General features: G+C 51.4%; 32 protein-coding genes. 29 read left to right on the forward strand and 3 right to left on the reverse strand.

The features are described 5' to 3' along the window. Positions 1 to 3: 3 nt before the first annotated feature. The 5 genes from M3194_RS08140 (at position 4) to M3194_RS08160 (ending at position 4,183) form a co-directional block, all read left to right on the forward strand. Positions 4 to 555 (forward strand): YqhR family membrane protein, encoded by a 552-nt coding sequence (locus tag M3194_RS08140; protein WP_251652916.1) that lies wholly within the window; start codon positions 4 to 6, stop codon positions 553 to 555. Positions 556 to 650: 95 nt separating this feature from the next. Beyond that, positions 651 to 1,097 (forward strand): type II 3-dehydroquinate dehydratase, encoded by a 447-nt coding sequence (aroQ, locus tag M3194_RS08145; protein ID WP_251652917.1) that lies wholly within the window; start codon positions 651 to 653, stop codon positions 1,095 to 1,097. Positions 1,098 to 1,111: 14 nt separating this feature from the next. After that, positions 1,112 to 2,185, forward strand: coding sequence for a M24 family metallopeptidase (locus M3194_RS08150; protein WP_251652918.1), 1,074 nt, complete (start codon positions 1,112 to 1,114; stop codon positions 2,183 to 2,185). Positions 2,186 to 2,223: 38 nt separating this feature from the next. Continuing rightward, complete coding sequence (efp, locus tag M3194_RS08155) at positions 2,224 to 2,784, forward strand: elongation factor P (protein ID WP_015843888.1); 561 nt, start codon at positions 2,224 to 2,226, stop codon at positions 2,782 to 2,784. 145 nt (positions 2,785 to 2,929) lie between these two features. Beyond that, positions 2,930 to 4,183 (forward strand): aspartate kinase, encoded by a 1,254-nt coding sequence (locus M3194_RS08160; RefSeq protein WP_251652919.1) that lies wholly within the window; start codon positions 2,930 to 2,932, stop codon positions 4,181 to 4,183. Between the two features lie 232 nt (positions 4,184 to 4,415). Here M3194_RS08160 and M3194_RS08165 read toward each other — a convergent pair whose 3' ends face one another. From M3194_RS08165 to comA, 3 genes are all read right to left on the reverse strand, one after another. Beyond that, positions 4,416 to 4,874, reverse strand: a complete 459-nt coding sequence (locus M3194_RS08165) for a DUF441 domain-containing protein (RefSeq protein ID WP_251652920.1) — start codon at positions 4,872 to 4,874, stop codon at positions 4,416 to 4,418. A 69-nt stretch (positions 4,875 to 4,943) separates the two neighbouring features. Further along, entirely contained in the window at positions 4,944 to 5,666 is a 723-nt protein-coding gene (locus M3194_RS08170) for a 2-phosphosulfolactate phosphatase (RefSeq protein ID WP_251652921.1), read from the reverse strand. A gap of 29 nt (positions 5,667 to 5,695) precedes the next feature. Beyond that, positions 5,696 to 6,517, reverse strand: coding sequence for a phosphosulfolactate synthase (gene comA, locus M3194_RS08175; RefSeq protein ID WP_251652922.1), 822 nt, complete (start codon positions 6,515 to 6,517; stop codon positions 5,696 to 5,698). A 197-nt stretch (positions 6,518 to 6,714) separates the two neighbouring features. On the opposite strand from comA, the gene M3194_RS08180 reads away from it, so the two are divergent. The 24 genes from M3194_RS08180 to recN all read left to right on the forward strand — a co-directional run bounded on the left by M3194_RS08180 (position 6,715) and on the right by recN (position 26,020). Then, positions 6,715 to 6,981: a YqhV family protein gene (locus M3194_RS08180; protein ID WP_251652923.1), complete on the forward strand. Its 267-nt coding sequence runs from the start codon at positions 6,715 to 6,717 to the stop codon at positions 6,979 to 6,981. Between the two features lie 92 nt (positions 6,982 to 7,073). Next, on the forward strand, positions 7,074 to 8,117 hold the full coding sequence (gene spoIIIAA / locus M3194_RS08185) for a stage III sporulation protein AA (protein ID WP_251652924.1): 1,044 nt from the start codon (positions 7,074 to 7,076) through the stop codon (positions 8,115 to 8,117). Continuing rightward, complete coding sequence (gene spoIIIAB / locus M3194_RS08190) at positions 8,114 to 8,632, forward strand: stage III sporulation protein SpoIIIAB (RefSeq protein ID WP_251652925.1); 519 nt, start codon at positions 8,114 to 8,116, stop codon at positions 8,630 to 8,632. The genes spoIIIAA and spoIIIAB overlap by 4 nt, the downstream gene beginning before the upstream one ends. 15 nt (positions 8,633 to 8,647) lie before the next feature. Next, the gene (gene spoIIIAC, locus M3194_RS08195) at positions 8,648 to 8,851 is read left to right on the forward strand and encodes a stage III sporulation protein AC (RefSeq protein WP_015843896.1); all 204 of its coding nucleotides are present in this window, start codon (positions 8,648 to 8,650) and stop codon (positions 8,849 to 8,851) included. Positions 8,852 to 8,884: 33 nt separating this feature from the next. Then, positions 8,885 to 9,277, forward strand: coding sequence for a stage III sporulation protein AD (gene spoIIIAD / locus M3194_RS08200; RefSeq protein WP_251652926.1), 393 nt, complete (start codon positions 8,885 to 8,887; stop codon positions 9,275 to 9,277). Between the two features lie 4 nt (positions 9,278 to 9,281). Next, on the forward strand, positions 9,282 to 10,520 hold the full coding sequence (spoIIIAE, locus tag M3194_RS08205; protein ID WP_251652927.1) for a stage III sporulation protein AE: 1,239 nt from the start codon (positions 9,282 to 9,284) through the stop codon (positions 10,518 to 10,520). A gap of 39 nt (positions 10,521 to 10,559) precedes the next feature. Beyond that, entirely contained in the window at positions 10,560 to 11,288 is a 729-nt protein-coding gene (gene spoIIIAF / locus M3194_RS08210; RefSeq protein WP_251652928.1) for a stage III sporulation protein AF, read from the forward strand. A gap of 21 nt (positions 11,289 to 11,309) precedes the next feature. Further along, positions 11,310 to 11,942, forward strand: coding sequence for a stage III sporulation protein AG (gene spoIIIAG / locus M3194_RS08215; RefSeq protein WP_251652929.1), 633 nt, complete (start codon positions 11,310 to 11,312; stop codon positions 11,940 to 11,942). Between the two features lie 28 nt (positions 11,943 to 11,970). Continuing rightward, the gene (locus M3194_RS08220; RefSeq protein WP_251652930.1) at positions 11,971 to 12,627 is read left to right on the forward strand and encodes a SpoIIIAH-like family protein; all 657 of its coding nucleotides are present in this window, start codon (positions 11,971 to 11,973) and stop codon (positions 12,625 to 12,627) included. A 241-nt stretch (positions 12,628 to 12,868) separates the two neighbouring features. Then, positions 12,869 to 13,366, forward strand: coding sequence for an acetyl-CoA carboxylase biotin carboxyl carrier protein (gene accB, locus M3194_RS08225; RefSeq protein WP_251652931.1), 498 nt, complete (start codon positions 12,869 to 12,871; stop codon positions 13,364 to 13,366). Between the two features lie 47 nt (positions 13,367 to 13,413). Further along, entirely contained in the window at positions 13,414 to 14,769 is a 1,356-nt protein-coding gene (accC, locus tag M3194_RS08230; RefSeq protein WP_251652932.1) for an acetyl-CoA carboxylase biotin carboxylase subunit, read from the forward strand. 139 nt (positions 14,770 to 14,908) lie between these two features. Beyond that, a complete protein-coding gene (locus M3194_RS08235) occupies positions 14,909 to 15,316 on the forward strand; it encodes an Asp23/Gls24 family envelope stress response protein (protein WP_091188919.1) in 408 nt (135 codons plus the stop codon). A 98-nt stretch (positions 15,317 to 15,414) separates the two neighbouring features. Next, positions 15,415 to 15,972, forward strand: coding sequence for an alkaline shock response membrane anchor protein AmaP (amaP, locus tag M3194_RS08240; RefSeq protein ID WP_251652933.1), 558 nt, complete (start codon positions 15,415 to 15,417; stop codon positions 15,970 to 15,972). A 14-nt stretch (positions 15,973 to 15,986) separates the two neighbouring features. Continuing rightward, positions 15,987 to 16,217: a DUF2273 domain-containing protein gene (locus M3194_RS08245; RefSeq protein WP_397334290.1), complete on the forward strand. Its 231-nt coding sequence runs from the start codon at positions 15,987 to 15,989 to the stop codon at positions 16,215 to 16,217. Between the two features lie 120 nt (positions 16,218 to 16,337). After that, positions 16,338 to 16,799, forward strand: coding sequence for a transcription antitermination factor NusB (nusB, locus tag M3194_RS08250; protein ID WP_251652935.1), 462 nt, complete (start codon positions 16,338 to 16,340; stop codon positions 16,797 to 16,799). Between the two features lie 41 nt (positions 16,800 to 16,840). Continuing rightward, positions 16,841 to 17,701 carry a bifunctional methylenetetrahydrofolate dehydrogenase/methenyltetrahydrofolate cyclohydrolase FolD gene (gene folD, locus M3194_RS08255; protein ID WP_251652936.1) on the forward strand — a complete coding sequence of 287 codons (861 nt, stop codon included), beginning with the start codon at positions 16,841 to 16,843 and terminating at the stop codon, positions 17,699 to 17,701. A gap of 7 nt (positions 17,702 to 17,708) precedes the next feature. Further along, positions 17,709 to 19,082, forward strand: a complete 1,374-nt coding sequence (xseA, locus tag M3194_RS08260) for an exodeoxyribonuclease VII large subunit (RefSeq protein ID WP_251652937.1) — start codon at positions 17,709 to 17,711, stop codon at positions 19,080 to 19,082. Next, positions 19,057 to 19,317, forward strand: a complete 261-nt coding sequence (gene xseB, locus M3194_RS08265; RefSeq protein ID WP_251652938.1) for an exodeoxyribonuclease VII small subunit — start codon at positions 19,057 to 19,059, stop codon at positions 19,315 to 19,317. The genes xseA and xseB overlap by 26 nt, the downstream gene beginning before the upstream one ends. Before the next feature lie 2 nt (positions 19,318 to 19,319). Then, positions 19,320 to 20,228: a polyprenyl synthetase family protein gene (locus M3194_RS08270; RefSeq protein ID WP_251652939.1), complete on the forward strand. Its 909-nt coding sequence runs from the start codon at positions 19,320 to 19,322 to the stop codon at positions 20,226 to 20,228. 139 nt (positions 20,229 to 20,367) lie between these two features. Further along, positions 20,368 to 22,263 (forward strand): 1-deoxy-D-xylulose-5-phosphate synthase, encoded by a 1,896-nt coding sequence (gene dxs / locus M3194_RS08275; RefSeq protein ID WP_251652940.1) that lies wholly within the window; start codon positions 20,368 to 20,370, stop codon positions 22,261 to 22,263. Positions 22,264 to 22,275: 12 nt separating this feature from the next. After that, a complete protein-coding gene (locus M3194_RS08280) occupies positions 22,276 to 23,112 on the forward strand; it encodes a TlyA family RNA methyltransferase (RefSeq protein ID WP_251652941.1) in 837 nt (278 codons plus the stop codon). A gap of 244 nt (positions 23,113 to 23,356) precedes the next feature. Beyond that, on the forward strand, positions 23,357 to 23,815 hold the full coding sequence (locus tag M3194_RS08285; RefSeq protein WP_251652942.1) for a hypothetical protein: 459 nt from the start codon (positions 23,357 to 23,359) through the stop codon (positions 23,813 to 23,815). Positions 23,816 to 23,835: 20 nt separating this feature from the next. Then, positions 23,836 to 24,288, forward strand: coding sequence for a transcriptional regulator AhrC/ArgR (gene ahrC / locus M3194_RS08290; protein WP_251652943.1), 453 nt, complete (start codon positions 23,836 to 23,838; stop codon positions 24,286 to 24,288). Positions 24,289 to 24,310: 22 nt separating this feature from the next. Then, on the forward strand, positions 24,311 to 26,020 hold the full coding sequence (recN, locus tag M3194_RS08295) for a DNA repair protein RecN (RefSeq protein ID WP_251652944.1): 1,710 nt from the start codon (positions 24,311 to 24,313) through the stop codon (positions 26,018 to 26,020). Positions 26,021 to 26,041 lie beyond the last annotated feature (21 nt).

Consider the following 26,041-nt stretch of genomic DNA (forward strand, 5'->3'; position numbering starts at 1 on the left):
AAAATGATGGCAGTTTCAACCGTAAAAGGCAACGCGAAAGGCGATAAGCAGGCAGGGGACAATCACAAGAGCAGGCAGTATGAAGGAGCCCACCTCACGAATCCATGGCTGTTCAGCGGCATGATCGGCTTTTTTGCCGGATTGATCTGGGGTGTTATGCGTTGGTTGTTTTACGAAATGAAATTTACTACGGAGCTTCCGGGATTTCTGGCGGATCCCTTTTTTAAGTCTGCCTATTTGAAGACAGGCTGGGGGATTGTCGTTGGGATTGCAAGCTATATCGTGTTTTCTGTTCTGGCCGCCCTTCTTTATCAAGCATTGTTAAGCAAATTGAAGGGACCTTGGCCGGGTGTCCTGTACGGACTTGCGTGGTGGGTAATTCTCTTTGTTCTGCTTGGCCCGGTGACCGGAATGTCCCAAAGGATTACCGCGGCAGGCTGGAACACGCTGTTCTCTGAATTATGTCTCTTCCTCTTATGGGGGATCTTTATCGGGTACTCGATTGCCTTCGAATTTACGGATGAAGCGTCGCGGGAACCTCTTGGCGCGCATTGAAGCAGGTTGCGGCTTCTCAAGAAGCGGTCACTTGTGGTAAAATGGCTAATGATCTTTGGCTAGATGCTGACTTTCGCTGATTGGGAGGTGCGAAATTGCTTAGAATTGTTGTTTTAAACGGGCCTAACTTAAATATGCTTGGCGTACGTGAGCCAGGCGTGTACGGCACAGAGACGCTGGCCCAGATTGAAGCGAAATTGCTCGAACAAGCATTGCAGCTCGGCGTGGAGCTGGATTTTTTCCAATCCAATCACGAGGGAGCTCTCATTGACCGGATACATAGCGCATTTGGGCAAGCGGATGGCATTCTTATTAATCCGGGTGCATTGACGCATTACAGCTACGCGCTGAGAGATGCGTTAAGCACGGTAGCTCTGCCGGTCGTTGAGGTGCATCTGTCCAATATACATAAACGCGAAACATTCCGTCATGTATCGGTCATAGCGCCGGTGGCAATTGGTCAAATCGCCGGATTTGGCGGCATGAGCTATGAGCTAGGACTTGCAGCGCTTGTTGCAAAGCTTCAAAACGGTGTTGCGTGAAAGGGGAACTAAACATGACGCTCGAAAGAGTTAATCGGCTTAGACAAGTAATGGCCAAGCAAAGCCTTGAGGCGATCATTATCGGAAGCGAGCACAATCGGCGTTATCTCAGCGGGTTCACGGGATCATCCGGAACAGTCGTCATTACTTTGCAGGAGCAATTTTTGTTTACGGATTTCCGCTATATGACGCAGGCGCCGCAGCAGGCCGCTTCTTTCCAGGTGATCGAACACGGGCCGAAAGTAATCGCGGACATCCGCGACTTGCTTGCGGGTAAAGGAATTCGCGCGGCAGCCTTCGAGCAGGATCAGGTGGTTTACAGCCAATATGCGGCCTGGAGTGAAGCTCTAGGCGATATCAAGCTGACGCCGGTAGCCGGTCTTGTTGAGGATCTGCGGATGATCAAGGACGATGCGGAGCTGCAAATTATGCAGGAAGCGGCCGACTTGGCCGATGCAACCTTCCGGCATGTGCAGCAGTTCATCAAGCCCGGCGTGAAGGAAAGCGAAATCGCGCTTGAGATGGAAATGTACATGAGAAGCCATGGCGCAACTTCCTCCTCTTTTGACACGATTGTAGCTTCGGGAGAACGCTCTGCTCTGCCGCATGGCGTGGCTAGCGAACGGGTAATTGGCAATAATGAATTTGTAAAGCTTGATTTTGGCGCTTACTACAAAGGATACTGCTCCGACCTTACACGTACGGTTGTGGTGGGAACTCCAACGGATAAGCATCGTGAAATTTACGATATCGTGCTCGAAGCACAGCTTCATGCTCTTGAACATATTCGTCCGGGCATGACCGGCCATGAGGCCGATGCGCTTACCCGCGATATCATTACCAAGTACGGCTACGGCGACAAGTTTGGTCATAGCACGGGCCATGGACTCGGCATGGAGATTCACGAGTATCCGCGTCTTGCAAGAAACAGCGATACGATTTTAACCCCCGGCATGACTGTGACGGTTGAACCCGGCATCTACCTCCCCGGCTTTGGCGGAGTGCGGATCGAAGACGACATCGTCATCACGGAATCCGGTATTAAAATATTAACCTCATCCCCGAAACAATTGATTACTCTGGGCTAAGGACTATTAAAAGCAGCTATTTCAGGAGGGAATTTGAAGTGACAGTTTCAGTTAACGATTTCAAAACAGGCTTGACCGTCGAAGTGGACGGCGATATTTTCTCGGTTACCGAGTTCCAGCACGTAAAACCAGGTAAAGGCGCGGCATTTGTTCGCTCCAAGCTGAGAAACCTCCGCAACGGCAACGTTGTAGAGAAAACGTTCCGTGCAGGCGAAACAATCGGCCGCGCAATCATCGAGAACCGTGCAGTACAATACCTGTACAACTCCGGCGAAGAGTACACTTTCATGGATAACGAAACGTACGACCAATTTGGTCTCGACAAAAAACAACTCGAGTGGGAACTGAACTTCCTGAAAGAGAACATGACGGTTAACATTTCGAGTTACCAAGGCGAAATCATCGGTATCCAAATGCCGAACAGCGTTGACTTGAAAGTCGTTGAGACGGATGCTGCCGTTAAAGGCAATACGGCGCAAGGCGCGACTAAGAATGCTAAGGTCGAAACGGGCCTGAACGTTCAAGTTCCTCTGTTCATCAACGAAGGCGATGTTCTTCTGATCGATACTCGCGAAGGCAAATACATCTCCCGTGCATAGAGCATAAAGACAAGCCGTTCGAATCGCCGATTCGACGGCTTTTTCTTTTTCGACAAAAAGCGTGGGCGGATATACCCAGACAAGCCAGGGTTGTGGTATACTATTGACTTGTATGTTATATGTCAAGGTTGGGAGTGAATCAGCTTTGTCGTTGATTGTGATGAAGTTTGGCGGAAGCTCGGTAGGAACACCGGAGCGGATGCAGCGTGTTGCGAAGCGGATTGTAGACAGCCAATTGGCGGGTAACCGCGTAGTTGTTGTCGTATCCGCAATGGGAGATACAACGGATGATTTAATCGATCAGTCGAAGCAGCTTAACCCGAACCCGCCGGCGCGGGAGATGGATATGCTGCTCACGACGGGTGAACAAATATCGGTTGCATTATTGTCGATGACGATTCATCAGCTAGGCCATCAGGCAGTATCGCTGACTGGCTGGCAGGCTGGCATTCGGACGGAAGCAGTACACAGCAAGGCGAAGATTACGGATATTCGTCCTGATCGTTTGTTCAAGGAATTGGATGCGGGCCATGTTGTTATTGTTGCGGGCTTCCAAGGCATGACGGAAGACGGCGACATCACAACGCTTGGACGCGGCGGTTCGGATACAACGGCCGTAGCGCTGGCTGCAGCGATTAAAGCGGACGTGTGCGAAATCTACACCGACGTAGACGGCGTTTATTCGACGGATCCGCGGGTCGTTAAGGTTGCGCGCAAATTGAATGAAATTTCGTACGACGAAATGCTGGAGCTTGCCCATCTTGGTGCAGCGGTTCTTCACCCGCGTGCGGTGGAATACGCCAAGCATAACAACGTGAAGCTTGTTGTACGTTCCAGCTTTACGCAAAACGAAGGTACAAGTGTGAAGGAGGAAGCGGTCATGGAGCAAGGCGTAGTCGTACGCGGAATCGCTTTTGACAAAAATGTAGCAAGAATCAGCATTCTCGGCGTTGAGGATGAGCCAGGTGTACTCGCCAAAGTATTTGGCGCATTGGCGAATAACGGCATCGACGTAGACGTTATTGTGCAAAGCGGAGTGAAAAGCGGCAAAGCGGATTTCTCCTTCACGGTTTCGGGAGATGACGAAGCGCGCGCGGTTGACGTGATTAACAGCATCCGCGGCGAAGTTCCGTTTAACGAAGTAACTTCGGAAGATAACCTGGTTAAGGTATCGATCGTTGGCGCGGGCATGGTCAGCAACCCTGGCGTTGCGGCTACGATGTTTGCAGCGATTTCGGGCCTTGGCGTCAGCATCAAGATGGTCAGCACATCCGAGATCAAAGTTTCCTGCATCATTGCCGCAGAGCCGCTGCAAGAAGTGGTACGCGCTCTTCATACGGCATATGACCTGGACACGGCTGAGCAAGTCTTTGTCGGCGGACCACAAGATCGCCGCTAATAGGAAATAATAGTAAGAGGCCGTGCGGTTTTAATCTGCACGGCCTTTTTTTTCGGTCACATTTAGATAGTTTTAAGTTAATTCCATGCGAAGCAGTTTGAATGATTCCGGAGAAGCGTCAGCGCTCGCTTTTGTGAGGGAGTTCCTACCACTTTGACAATATTCAAAGGAATTCCCGAGCAATGGCGATCGGAGGTACATTCAAATGCGGAGTATGCTGCTTAACTTAAAACTATCCTCCGCTTATTAGCTTAAACAGCTTGTACAAAATCGCGGTAATACCGGCTGCCATTAATGGACCTACGGGAATGCCCCGCAGAAAAATAATGCCGAAGATCGAACCAATCACCAGCCCGACGACCATCTGGGGATCAAGCTTGAGCAAATCCAGCCCTTTGGCATTCATATAAGCCGCAGCGGCTCCTCCGAGAAGGGCAAGCCAGCCCGGCCAGGTATTAAAGGCTGCAATCAATTCCTTCATTTGTACTTTGCCTGAGGCAAACGGAACAAGCACGCTAAGCGTGAGGAATAATAAGCCCAGCTCCAGCCCCCGACGCTCGATCGAAGGCAGGAACCGGCTGAGATGAAGCAATTTGACAGCAAGCAGTACGCAAGCCGCTGTCGCTATGATGGGGGAGCGCCCTATTAAACCTATCACAATTAAACCTACTAATATCAATTCACCTGTCATCGTTCGAACTCCAGTCATGAAGCGGATAAACTGCTTGCTCCATTATATGGACATCCTCCGATGAATATGTCAGCAGCACAAGCAGAGCAGCTGATCTCCGTTTGCGTGCAGACGGGGAACCCCTGAATAGGTATCAATCTCCGAGCATAGATCAATGTCTCTGGACATGCCGAGCTTAATTAAACGTTTGCCGGTCGCACCGGAGCGGATGGCTTCTTTTATATCAGTAGCGCGGTCATGATAGAGTGATAACATAGCGAGTCCGAAGTCGTCTATCTCGAGCGGGGCAGAACAGATCGCCTGCATTCTGGAAAGCAGCAGTCCGGCGCATATCCCATCCTCAATGGCAAATTCATCTTGGCTTCCCGCGCATAAGATAACAACGTCGCGGCGAAGCTCAACGGCAGCCTTGGAGCAAGCGGAGGCATTCAGTAACGCGGCAACCAGTACGGTATCTGCCTTCGTTGATTTATGAATGGCTCTTGTGCCGTTTGTTGTGGTCAAGATGACCCTGCGGTCCTTAATGGCATTCATCAGAAACTCATCCGGCGAATTTCCAAGATCGAAACCGGGGATTTTTTTGCAGAAACGTTCTCCGCACAGCAAATCGCCTTCCTGCTGAGCCGAACGGGCTTCCATTACGGTCTCCACAGGTACTACGCCAGAGGAGCCGGCAGCCAGCGCGGTAATAATGGAGCTTGTGGCTCTAAGCACGTCGATGATAATAGCCGTTTTGTGGACGAATTGCGCGGAGCTGGCTTCATTCACGCTTGAAATGACTTGCACTTGCATAGCAATCGCTCTTCCTTTCTGGTTGTTGCTTAGATCATATAATGAGCAGGCTCCTCCCGCATTCCGAATTCGAAGGTATCGGAGCGGAGACCGCGGCGCATCGCTTCGAGCGCCAAGGCATCGCTAGGCTGAATGTTGCCCAGATGGACGTTTGGACCAAATTGCTGGAGCAAATACGCCTGCTGCTGCTTCAGCGGTGCTTCCCACATCAAGCAGTCCTGGCTCGTCATTTCGGCCAAAATCTGTTCAATGGTCTGCTCGCGGCAGTTGCCTTTCTCGTCAAACAGACCTACGTCGATACCGGATTCCCTCGCTTCCACCGTAATCCATGCGGCACCTGCCGCAAGATCATAATCGGCCGTAACGGCTAATTCCTCCGGATCAATAAGTGAACCTGCTGTTTTTTTGCCGTATTCGGTAAGAACAAACAGCCCTCTTTTTTTGCCCTCTTTAATTAACTCGGTCCGCTGTTTCCTGCTAATTTCGATTGTACCGTCCGATACTTCGATTCCGTTAAATCCGAGCTCGCAGATCGTATCGAAGAATGATCCGGTTAAACGCTGCTGAACGGCCGTTTCCAGCAAGGTGCCCCCTGGCATGATGATGAGCCCATGGTTTCTTGCAAGCTCGATTTTGCGCTGCAGCAGCTCCGGTCCGTAAAGTACGGCCGTTCCGAATCCAAGCTTGATGACATCCATGTAAGGGCCTGCCACTTGAAGAAGATCGACAAATCCATGAAGTCCGATTCCTTTGTCGATCACCATTGTTTTTCCTTTATGGCTTGCAGGGCCGTAATCGCGGTATCCGCTCGGATCATGCAGAGTGCGGTGCCAAAAGCCTGCTTTTGTCATGGGAGTTGACTCCTAACATTTAATGATTCCCGCATGAGGGCGGGGCATGGAGCAATATATGCAGAAGCTGCTGGGCGTGTGCCCGATCGACAAGCATGAACCGCAGACGAGCCTGCATAGAATGTAAGGATGAAGTTGGATCATAACTGCTGAAATACGGCCTGTTTAACTGGTATTGGACAAGGAGGTGAACGGTTATGTTGAATAAAATCGTGCTCACCATGGCGTCTTTGCGCCTGACATCAGGAACGATTGAAATCTGTGCGGCGCTGCTCATGCTCAGATTGAATCAGATAGACAAAGCTCTCGTTGTGAATTCCTCTTTGGCTTTAGTAGGGCCCTTTATATTAATTGCTACCACGACGATTGGCCTCATCGGGATGACAGACAAGCTGTCCTTCGGAAAGATGGCATGGGTAACGGCCGGGGTGGTCTGTTTGTTAATAGGCATTCTGAAAAAATAGTAATCTATTAATCTTCAAGAAGTTGGACATATTCGGACTGGCCAAGCATACAAATTAAAGTACGAAGGACAATCATCCGGGAGTGATGACTCATGCTGGACCGTGTCATGCATTTGCTTCCGCCGGAGCTTAAGGCGGTGCTGGAGCGGCTGCCAGATTCGGCAATGGAGCAGCTGGAAGAAATACGGATCCGCGAAGGCCGGCCGCTGGAGCTTGGAATGCGGGGACAGTCCCGTTTTGCCGCATCCGACGGAACTCTTCGTGCAGGCAGTGACGGAGCGTACAAGCCAACTGCTGATATTTGCCGGAAGCTGCTGGAGAAAATAACGAACCATTCGCTATACGCTATGGAAGAGGAGTTAAAGAGGGGATTTATTACTGTAGCAGGCGGGCATCGGATCGGTCTGGCCGGCCGGACGATACTGGATGGCGGCTCTGTGCGGGGGATTCGCGATATTGGCGGATTTAATATCCGGATCGCCAGGGAAGTTGTCGGATCGGCCAGAAATCTGCTCCCCAAGCTGCTGGACAAGAACCGTAAGACCGTTCATTCCACGTTAATACTCGCTCCGCCGCAGCAAGGAAAAACAACCATCGTCCGCGATATAGCGCGTTCCATCAGCTACGGACATTGGGGGCTGTTCGAGAATGCGGCAGGCTGGTCCGGCCGCAAGGTAGGCATCGTGGATGAACGGTCGGAGATCGCCGCTTGCGTCCGTGGGATTCCTACCTTTGATGTTGGACCGCGGACGGATATTATGGACGCTTGCCCGAAGGCAGAAGGCATGATGATGCTGCTCCGCTCGATGTCTCCCGAAGTGGTCATCGCCGATGAGATCGGCAGGCCGGAGGACGGAGAAGCGATACGCGAAGCCAGTCATGCAGGGGTCAGCGTCATTGCAACCGCCCATGCTTATGATCTGCAGGATGCCAGAGGAAGGCCTGTGCTACGACAGCTGCTCGAGGACGGCACCTTTACTTACGTAGTCGAATTGAAGCGAACTCCGGAAGGGTTCATGCACAGGGTGGTGGCTGCGGACATGAAAGACAAGCTGCCCGCAGCCGCCAGAGAACCTACTGCCCCAGCCGCCAAAGGCGAGCAGGTTGCCGGGATGCAGAGGGGTGATGCCTCTTGATCAAGCTGCTGGGCGCTGTACTCATCCTCTTCGCAGGAACAATGATCGGCTTTCAGCAGGCAGCCAGACTGGCGGCCAGACCGCGGCAGCTGCGCCAGCTGGCGCACGCTCTGCAGAGGCTGGAGACGGAGATCGGCTACGGCCATACTCCGCTGCCGGAAGCGCTCGATCGAACCGCCGAAGCGGTGCCGGAGCCTTTGGCAGAGTTGTTCCGGGATGCATCTGACAGGGTACGAGGGCCGGAGGGGTTAACCTTCCGCGAGAGCTGGGAGCAGGCCATGACAAGCGGCTGGGGCGCTACGGCGCTTCGGCAGACCGAGCAGTCCGTCATGCTGAGGCTGGGTTCAACCCTTGGCATCAGCGACAAGGAGGATCAGATGAAGCATATCCACCTTGCGCTGCTGCAACTGAAGGCAGAGGAAGATGCAGCAAGAGATGATCAAACACGCTATGAGAAAATGTGGAAAAGCCTAGGCGTCTTGATCGCCGTGCTCGTCGTGATATTGATGGTTTAGTGGGGTGCCGCACAAATGAACATGGATGTGAGCGCTATTTTCCAAATTGCGGGTATCGGAATTATTATTGGCATGATTCATACGGTACTGAAGCAAATGGGGAAAGAGGATATGGCGCAATGGGTAACCTTAATCGGCTTTGTCGTTGTACTATTTATGGTCATTCGGCTGCTGAACGATTTGTTTCAAGAAATCAAGACGATCTTCCTGTTCCAGTGAGACGTCTAGAGAGCCGCAAGTAGGTGAATAGAGTTGGAAATTATTCAGATCGTCGGCGTCGGGCTGATCGCCACTATCCTCATCATTGTCGTCCGGGAGCAGAAGCCGTTATTCGCCTTCCTGCTTGCGGCTTTTACCGGGCTTTTTATCTTCATCTTTCTCATCGGTAAAATCGATTCGGTCATCAAGGTTCTTGAGGATTTGGCGAACCGCTCGGGCATTCCTTCCATTTACCTGAAGACGATTCTGAAAATTATCGGCATCGCCTACATCGTCGAATTTGGAGCGCAGATCGTGCGGGATGCCGGTCAGGAAAGCATCGCGTCAAGAATCGAATTTGCCGGAAAGGTGCTCATTCTTGTTATGGCCGTTCCGATTATAAGCGTTATCGTCGAGACCGTAATCGGACTGCTGCCGGGGAGCTGAACGGATGAAAAAGCTACCGAAGTATACCGTCCGTTTGATTGCTTTTCTGCTAATCGCATGGCTCGTCAGCATGTTTATGGTTACGCCGGTTACCGCAGCAGAGAATGCTCCGGCAACCGAATCCGAGCCGCAGCCAGGTCAATCCGTGATGACCGATCAGCTCACCGAAAGTCAGCTTAAGGGACTGGATACGGAGACGGTGGAGAATTACTGGAGCAAGTTGAAAGAAGAGTACGGCGGATATTTTCCCGATCAGAAAATGCCCAGCTTCTTCGAAATGCTGAAGCCGGGCGGCGAAGGCCTCAAGCTGTCAACCGTATTCAAGGGACTGCTCGGTTACTTCTTCCACGAAGTGCTGTACAACAGCAAGCTCCTGGTCACGATCGTGATGCTCACCGTATTCAGCATGGTGCTGGAGACGCTGCAGAACGCATTCGAGCGGAATGCCGTCAGCAAAGTTGCATATTCCATCACCTACATGGTTCTCATCATTATCGCGGTCAACAGCTTTCACGTAGCTATCGGTTACGCAAAGGACGCAATCGGCACCATGATCCAGTTCATGCTCGCCATGATGCCGCTGCTTCTGACCCTGCTCGCCGCGATGGGCAATGTACTTACGGTTTCGATTCTGCATCCGCTGATCATCTTTATGATCCACACGGTAGGAACGGTTATCTACACCATCGTTTTCCCGCTGCTGTTCTTCTCGGCCGTGCTTCATATCGTAAGTGCCCTGACAGACAAGTTTAAAGTGACCCAGCTTGCGAATCTGCTACGGAATATCGGGGTAGGGATCATGGGTGTGCTGGTCACCGTATTTCTCGGCGTACTTTCGGTGCAGGGGGCAAAAGGCGCGGTAACGGACGGAATTACGATGAGGACCGCCAAGTTCGTCACCGGCAACTTTGTACCGGTCGTGGGACGCATGTTCACGGATGCGGCAGACACGGTGATCTCGGCATCCTTGCTTGCGAAGAACGCAATAGGCCTCGCGGGTGTCATTATTCTGCTGTTCCTCTGCGCGTTTCCGGCAATCAAAATCCTGACGCTGGCGCTGATCTACAACGTCTCCGCCGCTGCCATGCAGCCGCTTGGCGACTCGCCGATCGTTGCTTGTCTGCAAACGATAGGCAAAACGATGATCTACGTTTTTGCCGCTCTTGCGGCCGTCAGCCTGATGTTTTTCCTGGCTGTTACCATCGTGCTGACCGCAGGCAATGCCGCTCTTATGGTCCGATGAATTCACAGCATTGCAGCGATTCAAAGGAGGCTACCATCCGTGATTGCTTGGCTCAGCGACTGGCTGAAGGATATTATCGCGGTCATCATGCTGGCTGCATTCGTAGAGCTGCTGCTTCCGAACAAGGCGATGCTTCGGTACGCAAGGCTTGTGATCGGGCTTCTTATTCTGCTAACCATCATGTCGCCGATCCTTCGGCTGCTGCAGGGAGATTTTACGGCCAAGCTGAAAGACGGAATCACGCACTGGGATCAGCTGGAGTCGCAGCATGAGGTGAAGATGCCAACCCTTAGTGACATTCAGAAAAAAGCGGAGGATCTGGGTAAGCAGCAAGACAATGAAGCGGCGGCATTGATGGAGCAGGCGCTCGAGTCGGCTATGAAGGATGCGGTGGTCAAGCAGACGGAGCAGCCGGTTGAGGCGGTGGACGCAACGCTTGGCTGGGAGAAGCAGGGGCAGAAGATGACGCCGTACGTGAAAGGCGTTCTTGTCACCTTGCCAGCCGAGAGGAAGGATCCGGCCGCTTCTGCGGCGCCTGACGAGGAAGCGGTCAAGGAGGTTGCCGCCATCGGCATTGACGTTGAGGTCAAGACGGATACAAGCGGAACGGGCGAGCGTCAGGCGGATCCGGGCAATAAGGAACCGGAGGCTGGCTGGATGCAGGCAAGTCCTGCGAACAGCAAGGAGATACGGAATTTGCTGGCGGAAGGCTGGGGGATCAGTCCCGGCAGCATACAGGTACGGCAGCGGGCTGGCAGCAGCGAATAAGGAAAAGGAGAGATTACAAAGGTGGCCAAATGGCTGAGTGGTCTGGAATCGATGGTGGGCGGCGGTCCTAGCGGTCCGAAGCGGGTTAAGACATTAAGGCTGCTTCTCGTTATCGGTTGTATTGGAGCGGCCCTCATGCTGCTGAACTCCTTTCTCAAGTTTGACAAGGTGGATACGTTGACCCAGGGGCCGAACCCGCCTCCGGAAGAAACTGCAGCAATAGCAGGCATAGGGTCATCGGATGCATCGCCGTTTGCGGCAATTGAGAGGCCGCTCGAGAACCGCCTGAAAGAGATATTGGAGAAAATCGTTGGTGTCGGCTCGGTGGATGTGCTGGTGACGATCGATTCTACGGAAGAGATTGAAATTGCCAGGCACAATCAGGAGTCGCAGACCATCACGGACGAGACGGACCGTAACGGGGGCAAACGGCATATCACGGCGATCAACAAGGATGGCCAGGTAGTCATTGCCGAAGTGTCGGGCGATCAGAAGCCTATCGTGACCAAAACGATTAATCCGAGCATTCGCGGTGTGCTGATCGTCGCCAAAGGCGCCGAGAACCTTACCGTGAGACGCCTTATCATAGACGCGGTGGAGAAGGGCGTTAACGTGCCCGCCACCCGCATATCTGTTGCGCCAAGCAAGCAATAATAATAAACCATTATTAGGAGGGTGTTCTATGAACACGAAAAGACAAACAATTTGGCTCGTATCGATGCTCAGTTTGATGGTCGTATTGTCCGCGTATTACCTGTTTACCCAAGACACCAAATCACCTGACCTGCTCTCGGACGGCACGCAGACCGAACAGAAAGCGGGAGCAACGGAAGCAACGGCCGGCAATGATCAGATCGTAGTGGATCAAGTGGATCCGGCAGGCAACGCAACGGGTAACGCAACGGGTAACGCAACAGGTAACGCAACAGGCGACGAAAGCCTCTCTGAAGCAGATAAGGATGTCCTCGAGCAAATTGAAGCGCAGGGCGGAGTGGACAGCAGCGTATTCTCCCAGGTTGAAGAGAAGCGGAGCGAGCTGAACAGCGAGCAGCAGGATAAACTGCTCGCCGACATGACAAATCTGGAAAACCCGGACGAAGCCAAAGAAGCGGCAACGCAGCTTGATCAGCTGGAAGAGAAGAACTCCAAATTAACAAACATCGAGAACGAGCTGATGAAGACGTTCCAGCAGGCCATCGTAAATGAAGAAGGCAATGGCTACAAGGTTCTGGTGGAAAGCGAAAAGCTGGATAAGACGCAGGCGGCTAGCATTATCGATCTCGTTATGAAAACGTTGGGTGTGGACGCCGATCAGGTTTCCGTACAGTTTATCCAGTAAGGACAGAGAGGCCGGCAGGGTTCCAAACCCTGACCGGCTTCTTTTTATTAGGAGCACGAACGTTGAGAATTAAGGCGTGTTAAAAAATTGATTCGTGTTCGGCCGCGTTTATGATATAATGTTAGACGTTATGTAAAGGATAACTAAGATTATCCATATGAAATTTAATAATGCTATTCCATCTGAGAAAACGCGCATGAAGCAAAAGGCATCGGAAACTTTTAAGGAGTGAAAACTATTCATGTTCAAATTGAGCGAGATTAAGGAATTGATCAAACTGGTTGATCAGACTTCCGTTCATGAGCTGGAGATCGAAAACGAAGGAGCACGCTTATTCATTCGCAAGCCTGGCAAAACCGAAGTGGTGAATGTACAAGCAGCAGCCCCAATTACGCATACATATACGCAGGCGCCTGTTCTTGTACCTCAGCCGGCAGCGGAAGCTCCCGCAGCAGCTGTACAAGCAAGCACGCCTGCAGCACGTCCGAATACGGACAATCTGCACCAGATTGTATCGCCGATGGTTGGCACATTCTACAGCTCTCCTACACCGGACGCTGCGCCATTTGTTAAAGAGGGCGACCGCGTGTCCGAGAAGAGCGTTGTATGTATCCTTGAAGCAATGAAGCTGATGAACGAACTGGAAGCGGAAGTTCGCGGCGAAATCGTTGAAGTTCTGGTATCAAACGGCCAATTGGTTGAATACGGCCAGCCGTTGTTCCTTGTTAAGCCGGAATAATACAAGCTCCGAATTTGGAGAAATTGTTGCCTGAGAGGAGTACAAAAGTGAAATTCCAAAAAGTATTAATTGCTAACCGCGGTGAGATTGCGGTCCGCATCATTCGTGCTTGCCGCGAGCTCGGTATTTCGACTGTTGCCGTCTATTCGGAAGCTGACCGTGATTCCCTGCATGTGCGCCTTGCAGACGAGGCGTATTGCATCGGTCCAACCGCTTCCAAGGACAGCTACTTAAACCTGACGAACCTGATGAGCGTAGCTACGATTACAGGCTGCGACGCTGTGCATCCGGGCTATGGCTTCCTGGCGGAAAATGCCGATTTCGCCGAGATTTGCGAATCCTGCAACATTACCTTTATCGGTCCTTCGCCTGAAGCGATCAGCAAGATGGGTGACAAGGCGGTAGCCAAGCAAACGATGAAGGAAGCGGATGTTCCGGTGATTCCGGGCTCTGACGGCCTGATCGAAAATATGGACGAAGCGATCCGCGTGGCGCGCAAAATTGGTTATCCGGTTATTATTAAGGCAACCGCCGGCGGCGGAGGCAAAGGGATCCGTATTGCTGAAGACGAAGAAACGCTCATTCAGCAGATTACGACTGCCCAGCAGGAAGCTCAGAAGGCTTTCGGCAACGCTGGTGTGTATCTGGAGAAATATTTGACGGGCATGAAGCACGTCGAGATTCAGATTATGGCTGACAAGCACGGCAATGCCGTTCATCTGTTCGAGCGCGACTGCTCCGTGCAGCGCCGCCGCCAGAAGCTTGTTGAAGAAGCGCCATGTCCGATCCTGTCGCCAGCCCTTCGCGAGCGCATGGGACGCGCTGCCGTGCGCGCGGCGCTTGCAGTTCAATACTCTGGCGCCGGTACGCTCGAATTCCTGCTTGGTCCGGACGGCAACTTCTACTTCATGGAGATGAACACCCGTATTCAGGTTGAACATCCGGTAACGGAAATGATTACGAACGTTGACCTGATCAAAGAGATGATCTCCGTGGCAGAAGGCAATCCGCTGTCGTTCAAGCAAGAAGATCTGCAGATCAATGGCTGGGCGATTGAATGCCGGATTAACGCGGAAGACTCGGAGCGCAATTTTATGCCGTCTCCAGGTCCGATACCGTTTTATCTGCCGCCGGGCGGTACGGGCGTTCGGGTGGACAGCGCGGTATATCCGGGCTACACGATCTCCCCGCATTATGATTCGATGATCGCGAAGCTGATTGTATGGGGCAGAACAAGGGAAGAAGCGATCGCGCGGATGAAGCGCGCGCTGTCCGAATTTGCGATTGAAGGGATTAAGACAACGATTCCTTTCCATCAGAAGCTCCTGAATCACCCGGTCTTCGTGAACGGCAGCTTTGATATCAAGTTCCTTGAGGAATATGACGTGAATCAGCCGGAGTAGGCCGAATAGTACAATCTGCTCCAGGTTTGTCATATTTCACGTCGAATGCTATAGTATAGAAATAAGATGCGAAGGTAACACTTCGGTATTTGCCATCAAATAACCGGAGCGCGCAACTTTAAGGAGGTGTACAACCATCATGAGTACGATTGCTGCAGATTATGAGAGAACGGACATTGGCACAATTCAAATTGCCCCTGAAGTCATTGAAGTCATTGCAGGACTAGCTGCTGTCGAAGTGAATGGCGTTGCAGGTATGAGCGGCGGATTCGCCGGAGGTATTGCCGAGCTTCTAGGCCGCAAAAATTTATCTAAGGGCGTAAAAGTTGAGGTCGGCCAGCGGGAAGCTGCTGTCGATGTGTCGATTATCGTGGAGTACGGCAACCGGATTCCGGAAATCGCCTCGGAAATTCAACGTAATGTTAAACGCTCCATTGAAATGATGACGGGATTGAACGTTATTGAAGTTAACGTACATATCCATGACGTTCATTTCAAAACAGAGAGCAAGCCGGAAGAAGAAGAATCAAATTTCCGCGTGAAATAATACACGCAGATGAATTGAATTAATATAACCCCCTCGTGATGGTTATGCCGCTTCGCGCAAGGGGGTTTTCATTCGCTCTGATGCGGGGAGGCGTTACGTTGATCAGAATTATAGACAAGCTTTTCTTGTTTATTTACAGTATTGCCATCGGCGTTATATCCGTCTTTATCGCTTGTATCGGGTTTCAGTGGATACAGGAAGACGATTTGAATGATATGGTCAGTGAGTTATATGGAACGGATTCTTTCCTTATTACAACAATTGTAGTTGGGCTGGTTCTGCTCGTGCTCAGCTTGCGTTTCTTTATCGTGTCCCTGAAACGTTCTTCCTCTTCAGCGCCATCGATTGACCAGCGCACGGATTTTGGCGATATCCGCATCTCGATTGAGACCATTGAGAACCTGGCGCTTAAGGCTGCTGGCAAGCAGCGCGGCGTCAAGGATCTGAAGGCACGGATCCAGGCGACCGACTCGGGTCTGAACATTATTTTGCGCGCGGTAGTAGATGGGGAAAGCTCGATACCAAGTCTGACGGAGGAGATCCAGAAGGCCGTAAAAGAGCATGTTGAAGAGATCGCCGGAATTCCGGTGACGAACGTGGCGGTCTATGTCGCTAACGTCATTCAAACCGCACCGAATAAAAGTCGCGTCGAGTAAAGGGGAGAATGCCGATGTGGAGGGAGTACTGGGCATCCTATGGGAAACGGACGGTCGGCGCTGCCGCTGGTCTGTTTTTCGGTTTTGTGTATTTGTTTGCCGGGTTTTGGGACATGCTGTTTTTCATACTGCTCGTCTCGGTCGGTTATTGGGTTGGTAAGCAAAAGGACTTGCAAAACGGTTCAATCTTGCCATGGCAGCGGCTTTGGTCATGGCTCATGGAAAGATATCGGCCGTTTAGATAATCCTGTGGTCTCCTCCGTACGCCGGAAGATGGATTGCCGCCAGTTCCGGGCAGGGAGGAGATCATAGGTTTTTTTAAAATACAAGAGTAAATCGGCAGAGAAGCTGCCGAGGAGGAACGAATGAAACGTAGACTAGCACGCGAGATAGCAGTATCCAGCTTATATCAGCTGGAAATGAACGAAGTAACCCCCATGGAAGCTGTTGATATGCTGATGGAGGAAGCGCGTTCCGAGAATGAGATTGAAGCCGAATTCGTGGAAAATGATCAAACGGACAGTTATATTCGCGAGCTTGTTAATGGCGTAGCGGACAATAAAGCTGCGATTGACGATATGCTCCAGCAATATTTGACGGGCTGGCAGGTAGATCGTTTGTCCCGCGTTGACCGTCAAATTTTGCGATTAGCCTGTTTTGAAATTTCATACCGCAATGATGTTCCGCCAAAAGCTGCGATCAACGAAGCGATTGAACTGGCCAAGCATTTCGGCACAGAAGAATCCGGTAAATTCGTTAACGGTGTTTTGGGCAAATTGCTCAAAGAACGCGAAGGCGAGCAAGCAAATTCGGAATCGACAAATTAGTTGAACGGCCTCTCGGCCGTGTACATAGGGGAGAGATGATGATGAGCGCACAAATTATTGCAGGGAAAAAGATTTCTGATATGATCCGGGAAGAAATCCAGAAGGAAGCAGCCGAGCTGAGAGAAAAGGGTATCGTTCCAGGCCTGGCTGTCGTTCTTGTTGGCGAGGATCCGGCTTCGAAGGTATATGTCGGCTCGAAAGAGAAAGCCTGTCAGCAGCTTGGATTCCATTCCGAGGTTCATCGTTTGGAAGAATCGACTTCAGAAGAGCAATTGCTGGCGCTTATCGATCAATTGAATAACGATGACAAAATCAACGGTATTCTTGTACAGCTTCCATTACCTAAACATATCAATGAAAAAGCGGTAATCGATGCGATTCGCGTCGATAAGGATGTAGACGGCTTCCATCCTGAAAGCGTCGGCAATCTCGTAATCGGCGATGACAGTCTGCTGCCTTGTACACCTGCCGGCTGCATTGAGTTGATCAAGCGCAGCGGCGTTGACATTTCAGGCAAGCATGCCGTCGTAATTGGCCGCAGCAACATTGTCGGGAAGCCGGTTGCTATGCTGCTTCTCCGCGAAAATGCTACGGTTACGATCTGCCACTCCCGTACAGCCAATATGGAAGAGCTTGCTAAGCAGGCAGATATTCTCGTTGTGGCAATCGGCAAAGCCAAAGCGATTGACAGCAAGTATGTAAAACCGGGCGCGGTTGTCATCGACGTAGGCATTAACCGTCTGCCGGACGGCAAGCTTTGCGGTGATGTGGATTACGATGACTGTCTGGAGACGGCCGGCTTTATTACTCCGGTACCGGGCGGCGTTGGACCGATGACCATTACCATGCTTATGAGCAATACGATCACAGCTGCGAAGCGGGCACATCAATTCGGGGAGTGATTGTCTTATGGCAGATCAACCTCGTATTTATTCGATAAAAGATATTAACCGGTACATCCGAATGAAGCTCGAATCGGATGCTTTGCTAGGGGATGTCTGGCTGAGAGGCGAGATTTCCAATTTCACTCATCACTCCAGCGGCCATATGTATTTTACGCTGAAGGATAAAGACAGCAGGCTGAAATGCATTATGTTTGCCTCCCATAATCAGCGGCTGCCTTTTATCCCGCGCGAAGGCGCAAAGGTAATGGCGCGCGGCAACGTGTCGGTCTACGAGCGGGACGGCAATTATCAGTTCTACGTGACGGCCATGCAGCCGGACGGAATTGGGAGCTTGTATTTGGCTTACGAACAGCTGAAATCAAAGCTGGGGACGGAAGGGTTGTTTGCCGAGTCGCGCAAACGGCCCATTCCGCGTTTTCCCCGAGCTATTGGAGTCATTACTTCTCCGACGGGCGCGGCCGTACGGGATATCATAACTACTTTGCAGCGAAGGCATCCTTCCATCCCTATTTATGTGTTTCCGGTACTTGTCCAAGGAACGCAGGCTGCACCTTCTATCGTGAAAGCGATTGAATCGATGAACCGATTTGGCGAAGTCGACGTATTAATTGTAGGCAGGGGCGGCGGTTCGCTCGAAGAGCTATGGGCATTTAACGAGGAGCCTGTCGCAAGAAGCATTGCCGCATCGCAAATTCCGGTCATTAGCGCGGTAGGGCATGAGACGGATTTTACGATTGCGGATTTTGTAGCCGATCTGCGGGCCGCAACGCCTACAGCCGCCGCAGAGCTTGCCGTACCGCATATAGCGGAGCTGCAGCAGCAGCTGGCAAGACAGCGCCAGCGGTTAGAGCAATCGCTCCGGATGATGGTTCAGGGCAGGAAAGAGCAGCTTCAGCGCGTACGGCGTTCACCGTTCTTCGTGCATCCGCGCAAATATTTGCTGGATCAGGCACAACGTCTGGATCGTTTGCAGGAGCGTCTGCAGCATCGGACGCAGCGGTTAACAGAGCGCGGGAAAGCCAAGCTTGATCGGCTTCATAGTCAATTAGCCGGGCATCATCCGGGAGAGCAGGCTGTATTTGCAGCAAAACGTCTGCAAGGCGACGTGAAGCGGTTAGAGCAGGCGATGGTATCCACGCTCAAGGAGCGGAGGCTTCAGCTCCATAGTGCAATCAGGCAGCTGGATGCGCTTAGTCCTCTCAAAGTAATGGCCAGAGGCTACAGCCTGGTCTACGACGAACAGGAGAAGCGACTGATTAAATCCATTGCAGATGTTCAGCCGGGTGATCTTGTAAGGGTTAAGGTAGCCGATGGGCAGTTAGACTGTCATGTGTGGTCAATGAAAGGAGAAGATGGCGTTGAAAGCAGCAGCGAATAGTGAATTGAGTTTTGAAGAAGCAATGGAGCAGCTTGAGAGAATTGTTGAGCGTCTGGAAAATGGCGATGTTCCGCTGGAAACGGCGATCGATCTGTTCCAGGAAGGCATGAAGCTGTCGCAGCTGTGCGGCGGCAAGCTTGAGCAGGTAGAACGCAAGATTGAATTGCTGATTGAAACAGAGCAGGGTTTTCAGAAGAAGGCATTCGCTCCAATGAACGAGGAAAAAGGGGAATAACGTTGATTACAGATATCAAGACCTACTTGCAAGAATGCGCTGCGCTTGTTGAGAAGTCACTTCCCGAAGCGCTGCCTGCTGACTGGAATATCCCTCAGCAGCTTAAAGAGTCGATGCTGTATTCCCTGCAGGCTGGAGGAAAACGGTTACGTCCGGCTCTCGTCTTGGCTGCAGCCGAAGCAATCCACGGATCAGCAACGGCTGCCCGCCATGCGCTGCCTGTGGCATGCGCTATCGAATATATCCATACCTATTCATTAATCCATGACGATCTGCCGGCCATGGATAATGACGATTACCGCCGCGGGAAGCTGACGAATCATAAAGTGTTCGGAGAAGCGATGGCCATTCTTGCAGGCGATGCCCTGCTCACACATGCTTTCCATCTTATTCCTAGAGTGGCTCGTCATGGCGGGGTAAGCGCCGAAGTTGCGCTTGATATCGTAGAGGACCTGGCCATGCTCGCAGGGGCAAGAGGCATGGTTGGCGGTCAGGCGGCTGACATGCAGGGCGAACAAGGAACGACCTCGATTGAGGAACTCGAATATATTCATCTTCATAAAACGAGTGACCTGATTGTTTTCTCGGTTACATCCGGCGGCCGTGTAGGAGGCGCATCAGCAGATCAGTTGGAGGCGCTTCGCCATTACGGACGCAATATCGGTCTGGCCTTCCAGATTCAAGACGATGTTCTGGATCTGATTGGCGACGAGAAAAAGCTTGGCAAAAAAACCAACAGCGATGTGGAGCAGCAAAAGGTTACGTATCCATATCTGATCGGCATCGAGGAAAGCAAAGCACAGGTCAAAAGGTTAACTCGCGAGGCGAAGGCAGCGGTTCTGGAAGCACAGCTGGCCGCGCCGGATAAATTGCTGCTCATTGCCGATTACCTCGTACAACGCGACTATTAATTAGGATTGTGCAAGTGGGTATATTGGGAAAAGATCGGCGATTATGCTATAATGATTGAAATATTTTGACGTTTATTGTGGAATACGACGGGAAGCAAGAAAGTTAGTGAAGTCATATTCCAGAAAGCGAGGAAGTTACGTGCTGCTTGATCAAATTAACGGACCTCAAGATCTGAAAGATTTGTCAATGGGAGAGCTGGAGCAGTTATCCGAGGAGATTCGTCAGTTTCTCATTGAGAAGCTTTCCGTTACGGGTGGTCATCTCGCACCTAACCTGGGGGTTGTGGAGCTGACCCTTGTCCTCCATTATCTGTTTGATAGTCCGAAGGATAAGTTTCTCTTTGACGTAGGTCATCAATCGTATGTTCACAAAATTCTGACCGGACGCAAAGACCGGTTCGATACACTGCGTAAATATAAAGGGCTGTGCGGCTTTGTAAAACGTGCGGAAAGCGAGCATGATGTCTGGGAAGCCGGGCATAGCAGCACTTCTCTGTCGGCCGCAATGGGCATGGCTCTGGCCCGGGACCTGAAGGGCGAGAATAATCGAGTTGTCGCCATCATTGGCGACGGTGCGCTAACCGGCGGTATGGCGCTTGAAGCTCTTAACCATATCGGGGACGAGAAGAAGAACCTGATCGTTGTTCTTAATGACAATGAAATGTCTATTGCGCCTAATGTTGGTGCCATGCACCATTATTTGAGCAAAATCCGCACAGACCGCCATTATCAGAAGGCAAAGGATGAATTGCAGCATCTGCTCAATAAAATTCCGGCCATCGGCGGCAAGCTGGCGAAGACAGCGGAGCGGTTCAAGGACAGCTTGAAATATCTGCTTGTCAGCGGTATTTTGTTTGAGCAATTTGGCTTCACTTATCTTGGGCCGGTAGACGGGCATGACATGGAGCAAATGCTTGAACTGTTCAAACAAGCGGATTCCATTCCCGGGCCGGTGCTTGTTCACGTCATTACGGTGAAAGGCAAAGGTTATTCGCCTGCAGAATCCGATTCCTTCAAGTGGCACGGCATTTCGCCGTATAAGATTGAGTCTGGTCAAGTCGTGAAAGCGGTTGGTCCGCCAATGTATACGGACGTATTCGGCAATACCCTTATTGAAATGGCCGAGAAGGATGAACGGATTGTTGCCGTTACTCCGGCGATGCCTGGCGGATCGGGCCTCTTGAAATTCGCGGAACGGTTCCCGAACCGAATGATCGACGTCGGCATTGCCGAGCAGCATGCCGCGACCATGTCGGCAGCTCTGGCAATGGAAGGCATGAAGCCGGTATATGCGGTATATTCAACCTTCCTGCAGCGCGCGTATGATCAGGTTGTCCATGATATTTGCCGGCATAATGCCAATGTGGTATTTGCCATAGACCGTGCCGGTTTTGTAGGTCCGGATGGCGAGACGCATCAAGGTGTCTATGACATTGCTTTCCTGCGCCATATTCCGAACCTTGCTATTATGATGCCCAAGGATGAGAACGAGCTTCGCCGCATGATGAAGACGGCGATTGACTATAACGAAGGTCCGATTGCCGTTCGTTATCCTCGGATCAACGGCCTTGGCGTGAAGATGGATGAAGAGCTGCTGCCGCTGCCGATCGGCAAATGGGAAACGCTTCGCGACGGCGATTCGGCTGTGATTTTGGCAATGGGACCTATGATTCAGGTTGCTGAGGATGCTGCAGACCTTCTGAAACGGGACGGACTTAACGTACGGATCGTGAACGCGAGATTTATCAAACCGCTGGATGAAGAAATGCTCCTCTCGTTTGCTGCGGAAGGGATGCATATTCTTGTCATCGAAGAAACCTCGGAGCTTGGCGGCTTTGGCAGCGCGGTAATGGAGTTCTATTCCCTGCGGGGGATTTACGGCATGCCTGTCCGCATTATGGGTGTTCCGGACATTTTCGTGGAGCATGGTTCCATCCAAGAGCAGCGCGTGGAAGTAGGCTTGACGGGAGAACGGGCGGCAATGGAGCTGAAAAATATGCTGCCTGCCCGCCAGAAACGTGCAACCGGACAGTAATGAAGGAGAACCATGACAACAACACCTAAGGAAAGAATAGACGTATTGCTTGTAGAACGCGGGTTCTACGAGAGCAGGGAAAAAGCTAAAGCCGCCGTCATGGCGGGCCTAGTCTTGGTGAATAACGAGCCCGTGGACAAAGGCGGCATGAAAGTGCCCCGTGAAGCCGAGATCAAGGTGAAAGGCGCCGTTCATCCTTATGTCAGCCGCGGCGGGCTGAAGCTGGAGAAGGCCATTCGTTCCTTTGATATTGATTTGACCGGAAGGGTCATGCTCGATATCGGGGCTTCAACCGGCGGTTTTACCGACTGTGCTTTGCAGAACGGAGCATCGTTTGTATATGCCATTGATGTCGGATACAACCAGCTGGACTGGTCGCTTCGTCAGGATGAACGAGTCCGCGTGATGGAGCGTACCAATTTCCGTTATACGCAGCCTGCTGATTTGGACGGACCGCCGCCTACCTTTGCCTCGATTGACGTATCCTTTATATCGCTCAAGCTTATTTTGCCCGCACTTAGCGGATTGCTAAGTGTCGGATCGGGAATTGTAGCACTTATCAAGCCGCAATTCGAAGCAGGGCGGGAGAAGGTGGGTAAATCAGGTGTTGTCCGCGAGCCAAGCGTTCACAAGGAAGTGCTTGAGACCGTTCTTGGAGCTGCAGCCGGTCTAGGCTATAAACTGCAAAACCTGACATTCTCGCCTATTACAGGCGGAGAAGGCAACATCGAGTTCCTTGCTTACTGGACTTGGGAGAATGAGCCAAATGAGCTTTCTTCCGGAGAAGCGGCAATTGCAGATGTCGTTCGTCAGGCGAGCGAGACCTTTACCGTTAACAAAAAACATTAGCCGATGCAGAAGCGTTTCGCACCAAACGTTATCGACTGCGCAGCTGCGAAACATGGGAGGGGAATGCTACGACCGCATTTTATGCGGCCAGCGTTCCCTTTTGTTTTTCCTCTTTACAAACATGTGTTCGATTTGCTAAACTGAAAGCAACCAAACATGCGTTCGTCCATTTGTTTGATAGAGGAAAATGCTCCCTTCATCACGAACCAATTAAGATAGGTTCTAATGGAATGGAGGGCTGCGTATGGGAATGTACGGTGACTGGTTTATCATGCTGGTCGCTGGCGCATTTTTGTTATTCTGGGCATACCGGGGCGTCTACCGCTGGCTTCATCAGCCTGTCAGTGTTAATCGGTTAACACTGGGGAAAGGCGGTGAGCTTGCTGAAGACGATGAGAATATCCTGTTTCTTGAAAGGAAGGGATACGAGGTTATTTCCGGTAAGCACAGGATTCCGGTCGGAATCGAATTGGACGGACAATCACTTAACAGCCGATTATACATTGATTATATTGCCGAGCAAGATGGCAAAATGTATATTGTAAAAACTGCTCGCGAACGAATGCCGATGGATTGGACAGGCAGCGGTGTTAGAGACCGACTGCTCGTATATTCCCTCCTCCTGCCGGAATGCACAGGAGTACTATTCGTGGACGTGAAGGAGCAGATCATCCGGCAAATTATTTTTCATATAAGCGACTAGCATGCTTGGGAGGAACGGTAATGAAAGGCATTAGACAATATAAAATCAAGGAATTAATTACAAAGAATACGATCGAGACGCAAGAAGAACTGGTAGATGCCCTTAGGGATGCCGGTCTTCAGGTCACTCAGGCGACCGTATCCAGAGATATGAAGGAGCTTATGCTCATTAAAGTACCCGCTGGCGATGGACGTTATAAATATTCGCTGCCTCAGGATCAGCAGCGTCAGAATCCGGTTAATAAGCTGAAGCGGGCGCTTATTGATCACTTCACTCACATCGATTTTACCGAGAATCTGGTTGTTATGAAATGTTTGCCGGGCACAGCCAATGCTATTGGTGCGCTGATCGATAACATGGAATGGCCGGAGGTTATGGGAACGATATGCGGTGATGATACGATCCTTATTATTTGCCGGACGAAGGAGAAGAGCGGCGAGCTTGTAGAGAAGCTGCTCGACCTTCTGAACTAAACATTGTTGGAGGTCATTGGCCATGCTGCGCGAGCTATCCATTCGGAATTTAGCGGTTATTGAGGAAGTCAACGTTTCGTTTCATCATGGATTTCATGTATTAACAGGTGAGACGGGTGCGGGGAAATCCATTATTATTGATGCACTTAGCTTAATTGTTGGTGGACGGGGCTCCGCGGATATGGTCAGGTATGGCTGTGATAAGGCCGAGATGGAGGCAATGTTTGATTTGCCTTCGTCCCATCCGGTATGGACGGTACTGGAACGGCTTGGCGTTCAAGCTTCAAGAGAAGAGATGCTTGTCATCAGACGGGAGCTGACTTCCCATGGCAAGAGCAGCAGCCGCGTTAACGGACAGCTTGTCACGATGACGATGCTGCGGGAAATTGGCGAATGCCTTGTTAATATTCATGGTCAGCATGAGCATCAATCGCTACTGCGTACCGAACAGCACTTGGAATGGCTGGATTTGTTCGCCGGCGACTTGTTAATTGAGCGGAAGACCGCCTATCGCGCCGTGTATCAGCAGCTGCAGCAAGCAAGAGCGTCTGTCCGCGAGTTGGAGGAGACAACCCGGCATAACGTTCAAATGCTGGACTTGTACCGGTATCAGATCGAAGAGATCACCAATGCGAATCTGAAGGAAGGCGAAGATGAGCATTTGGCGGAAGAGAAGCGCAAGCTGCAATATGCAGGCAAGCGCATGGACAGCGTGTCCGAGGCTTATTCGTTATTGTATAACGGCAAAGGCCTTGATGCGATCAGCAAAGCGATCGCCAAGCTTACGGATATCCAAGCTTATGATCCAACAGTGCTGTCACCGATGCTCGAGCAGCTTCAGTCTGCCTTTTATCAAGCCGAGGATGCCGTATTCCAGCTTCGCGATTACCGTGACGGCATTGATTCTGATCCGGAGCAGTTGTCCATCATTGAGGACAGGCTGGATTTGATTAACGGTCTGAAACGCAAATATGGCGAGACGATTCCGGATATTATTCAATATTTGGAGCGGATTAACGAAGAACGCGACAAGATCGAGAACCGTGATGAGTATTTGGATAAGCTGCGCAAGGATGAATTACGACTGTATTTGCAGGCGCATGAATTGGCACAGGAGCTGTCCGAGCTACGTGCCCATGCTTCGGAACGTCTCGCGGCCGCAATCGAGCTCGAGCTGAAGCAGCTGCAGATGGGCAATACCATATTCCGCGTACAGCTGGATCATCCGGCAGCAAGTGAAGCCTCTGAGATGGCTTCATTAAATGCTAACGGTATTGATGAAGCGATCTTTATGCTCTCGACCAACCCGGGCGAGCCGTTGAAGCCGCTCAATAAGATCGCCTCAGGCGGTGAGATGTCGCGTATCATGCTTGCGCTGAAGGCGATATTTGCGGAGATCGACCAGGTTCCAGTGCTTATTTTTGACGAGGTGGATACCGGTGTCAGCGGCAGAGCGGCACAAGCCATCGCGGAGAAAATGTCGCAGCTGTCAGCGAAGTGCCAAATCTTCTCGATCACGCATCTTCCTCAGGTTGCGTGTATGGCGGATCATCATTATGAAATCCGCAAGCATATTATCGAGCAGCGCACTTCAACGAATGTGACGAAGCTTGCGGAGCTTTCGCGGATTGAGGAGCTTGCCCGTATGCTCGGCGGGGTGGAAGTTACGGAAAAAACCCGTCATCATGCACAAGAAATGCTTGTTTTGGCGGATCGGCAGAAGGGAGCCTAATGGAAGGCATTCAGGGAATGT

It is taken from the genome of Paenibacillus glycanilyticus, assembly GCF_023715145.1.
In the GTDB taxonomy this organism is placed as follows: Bacteria; Bacillota; Bacilli; order Paenibacillales; family Paenibacillaceae; genus Pristimantibacillus; species Pristimantibacillus glycanilyticus_A.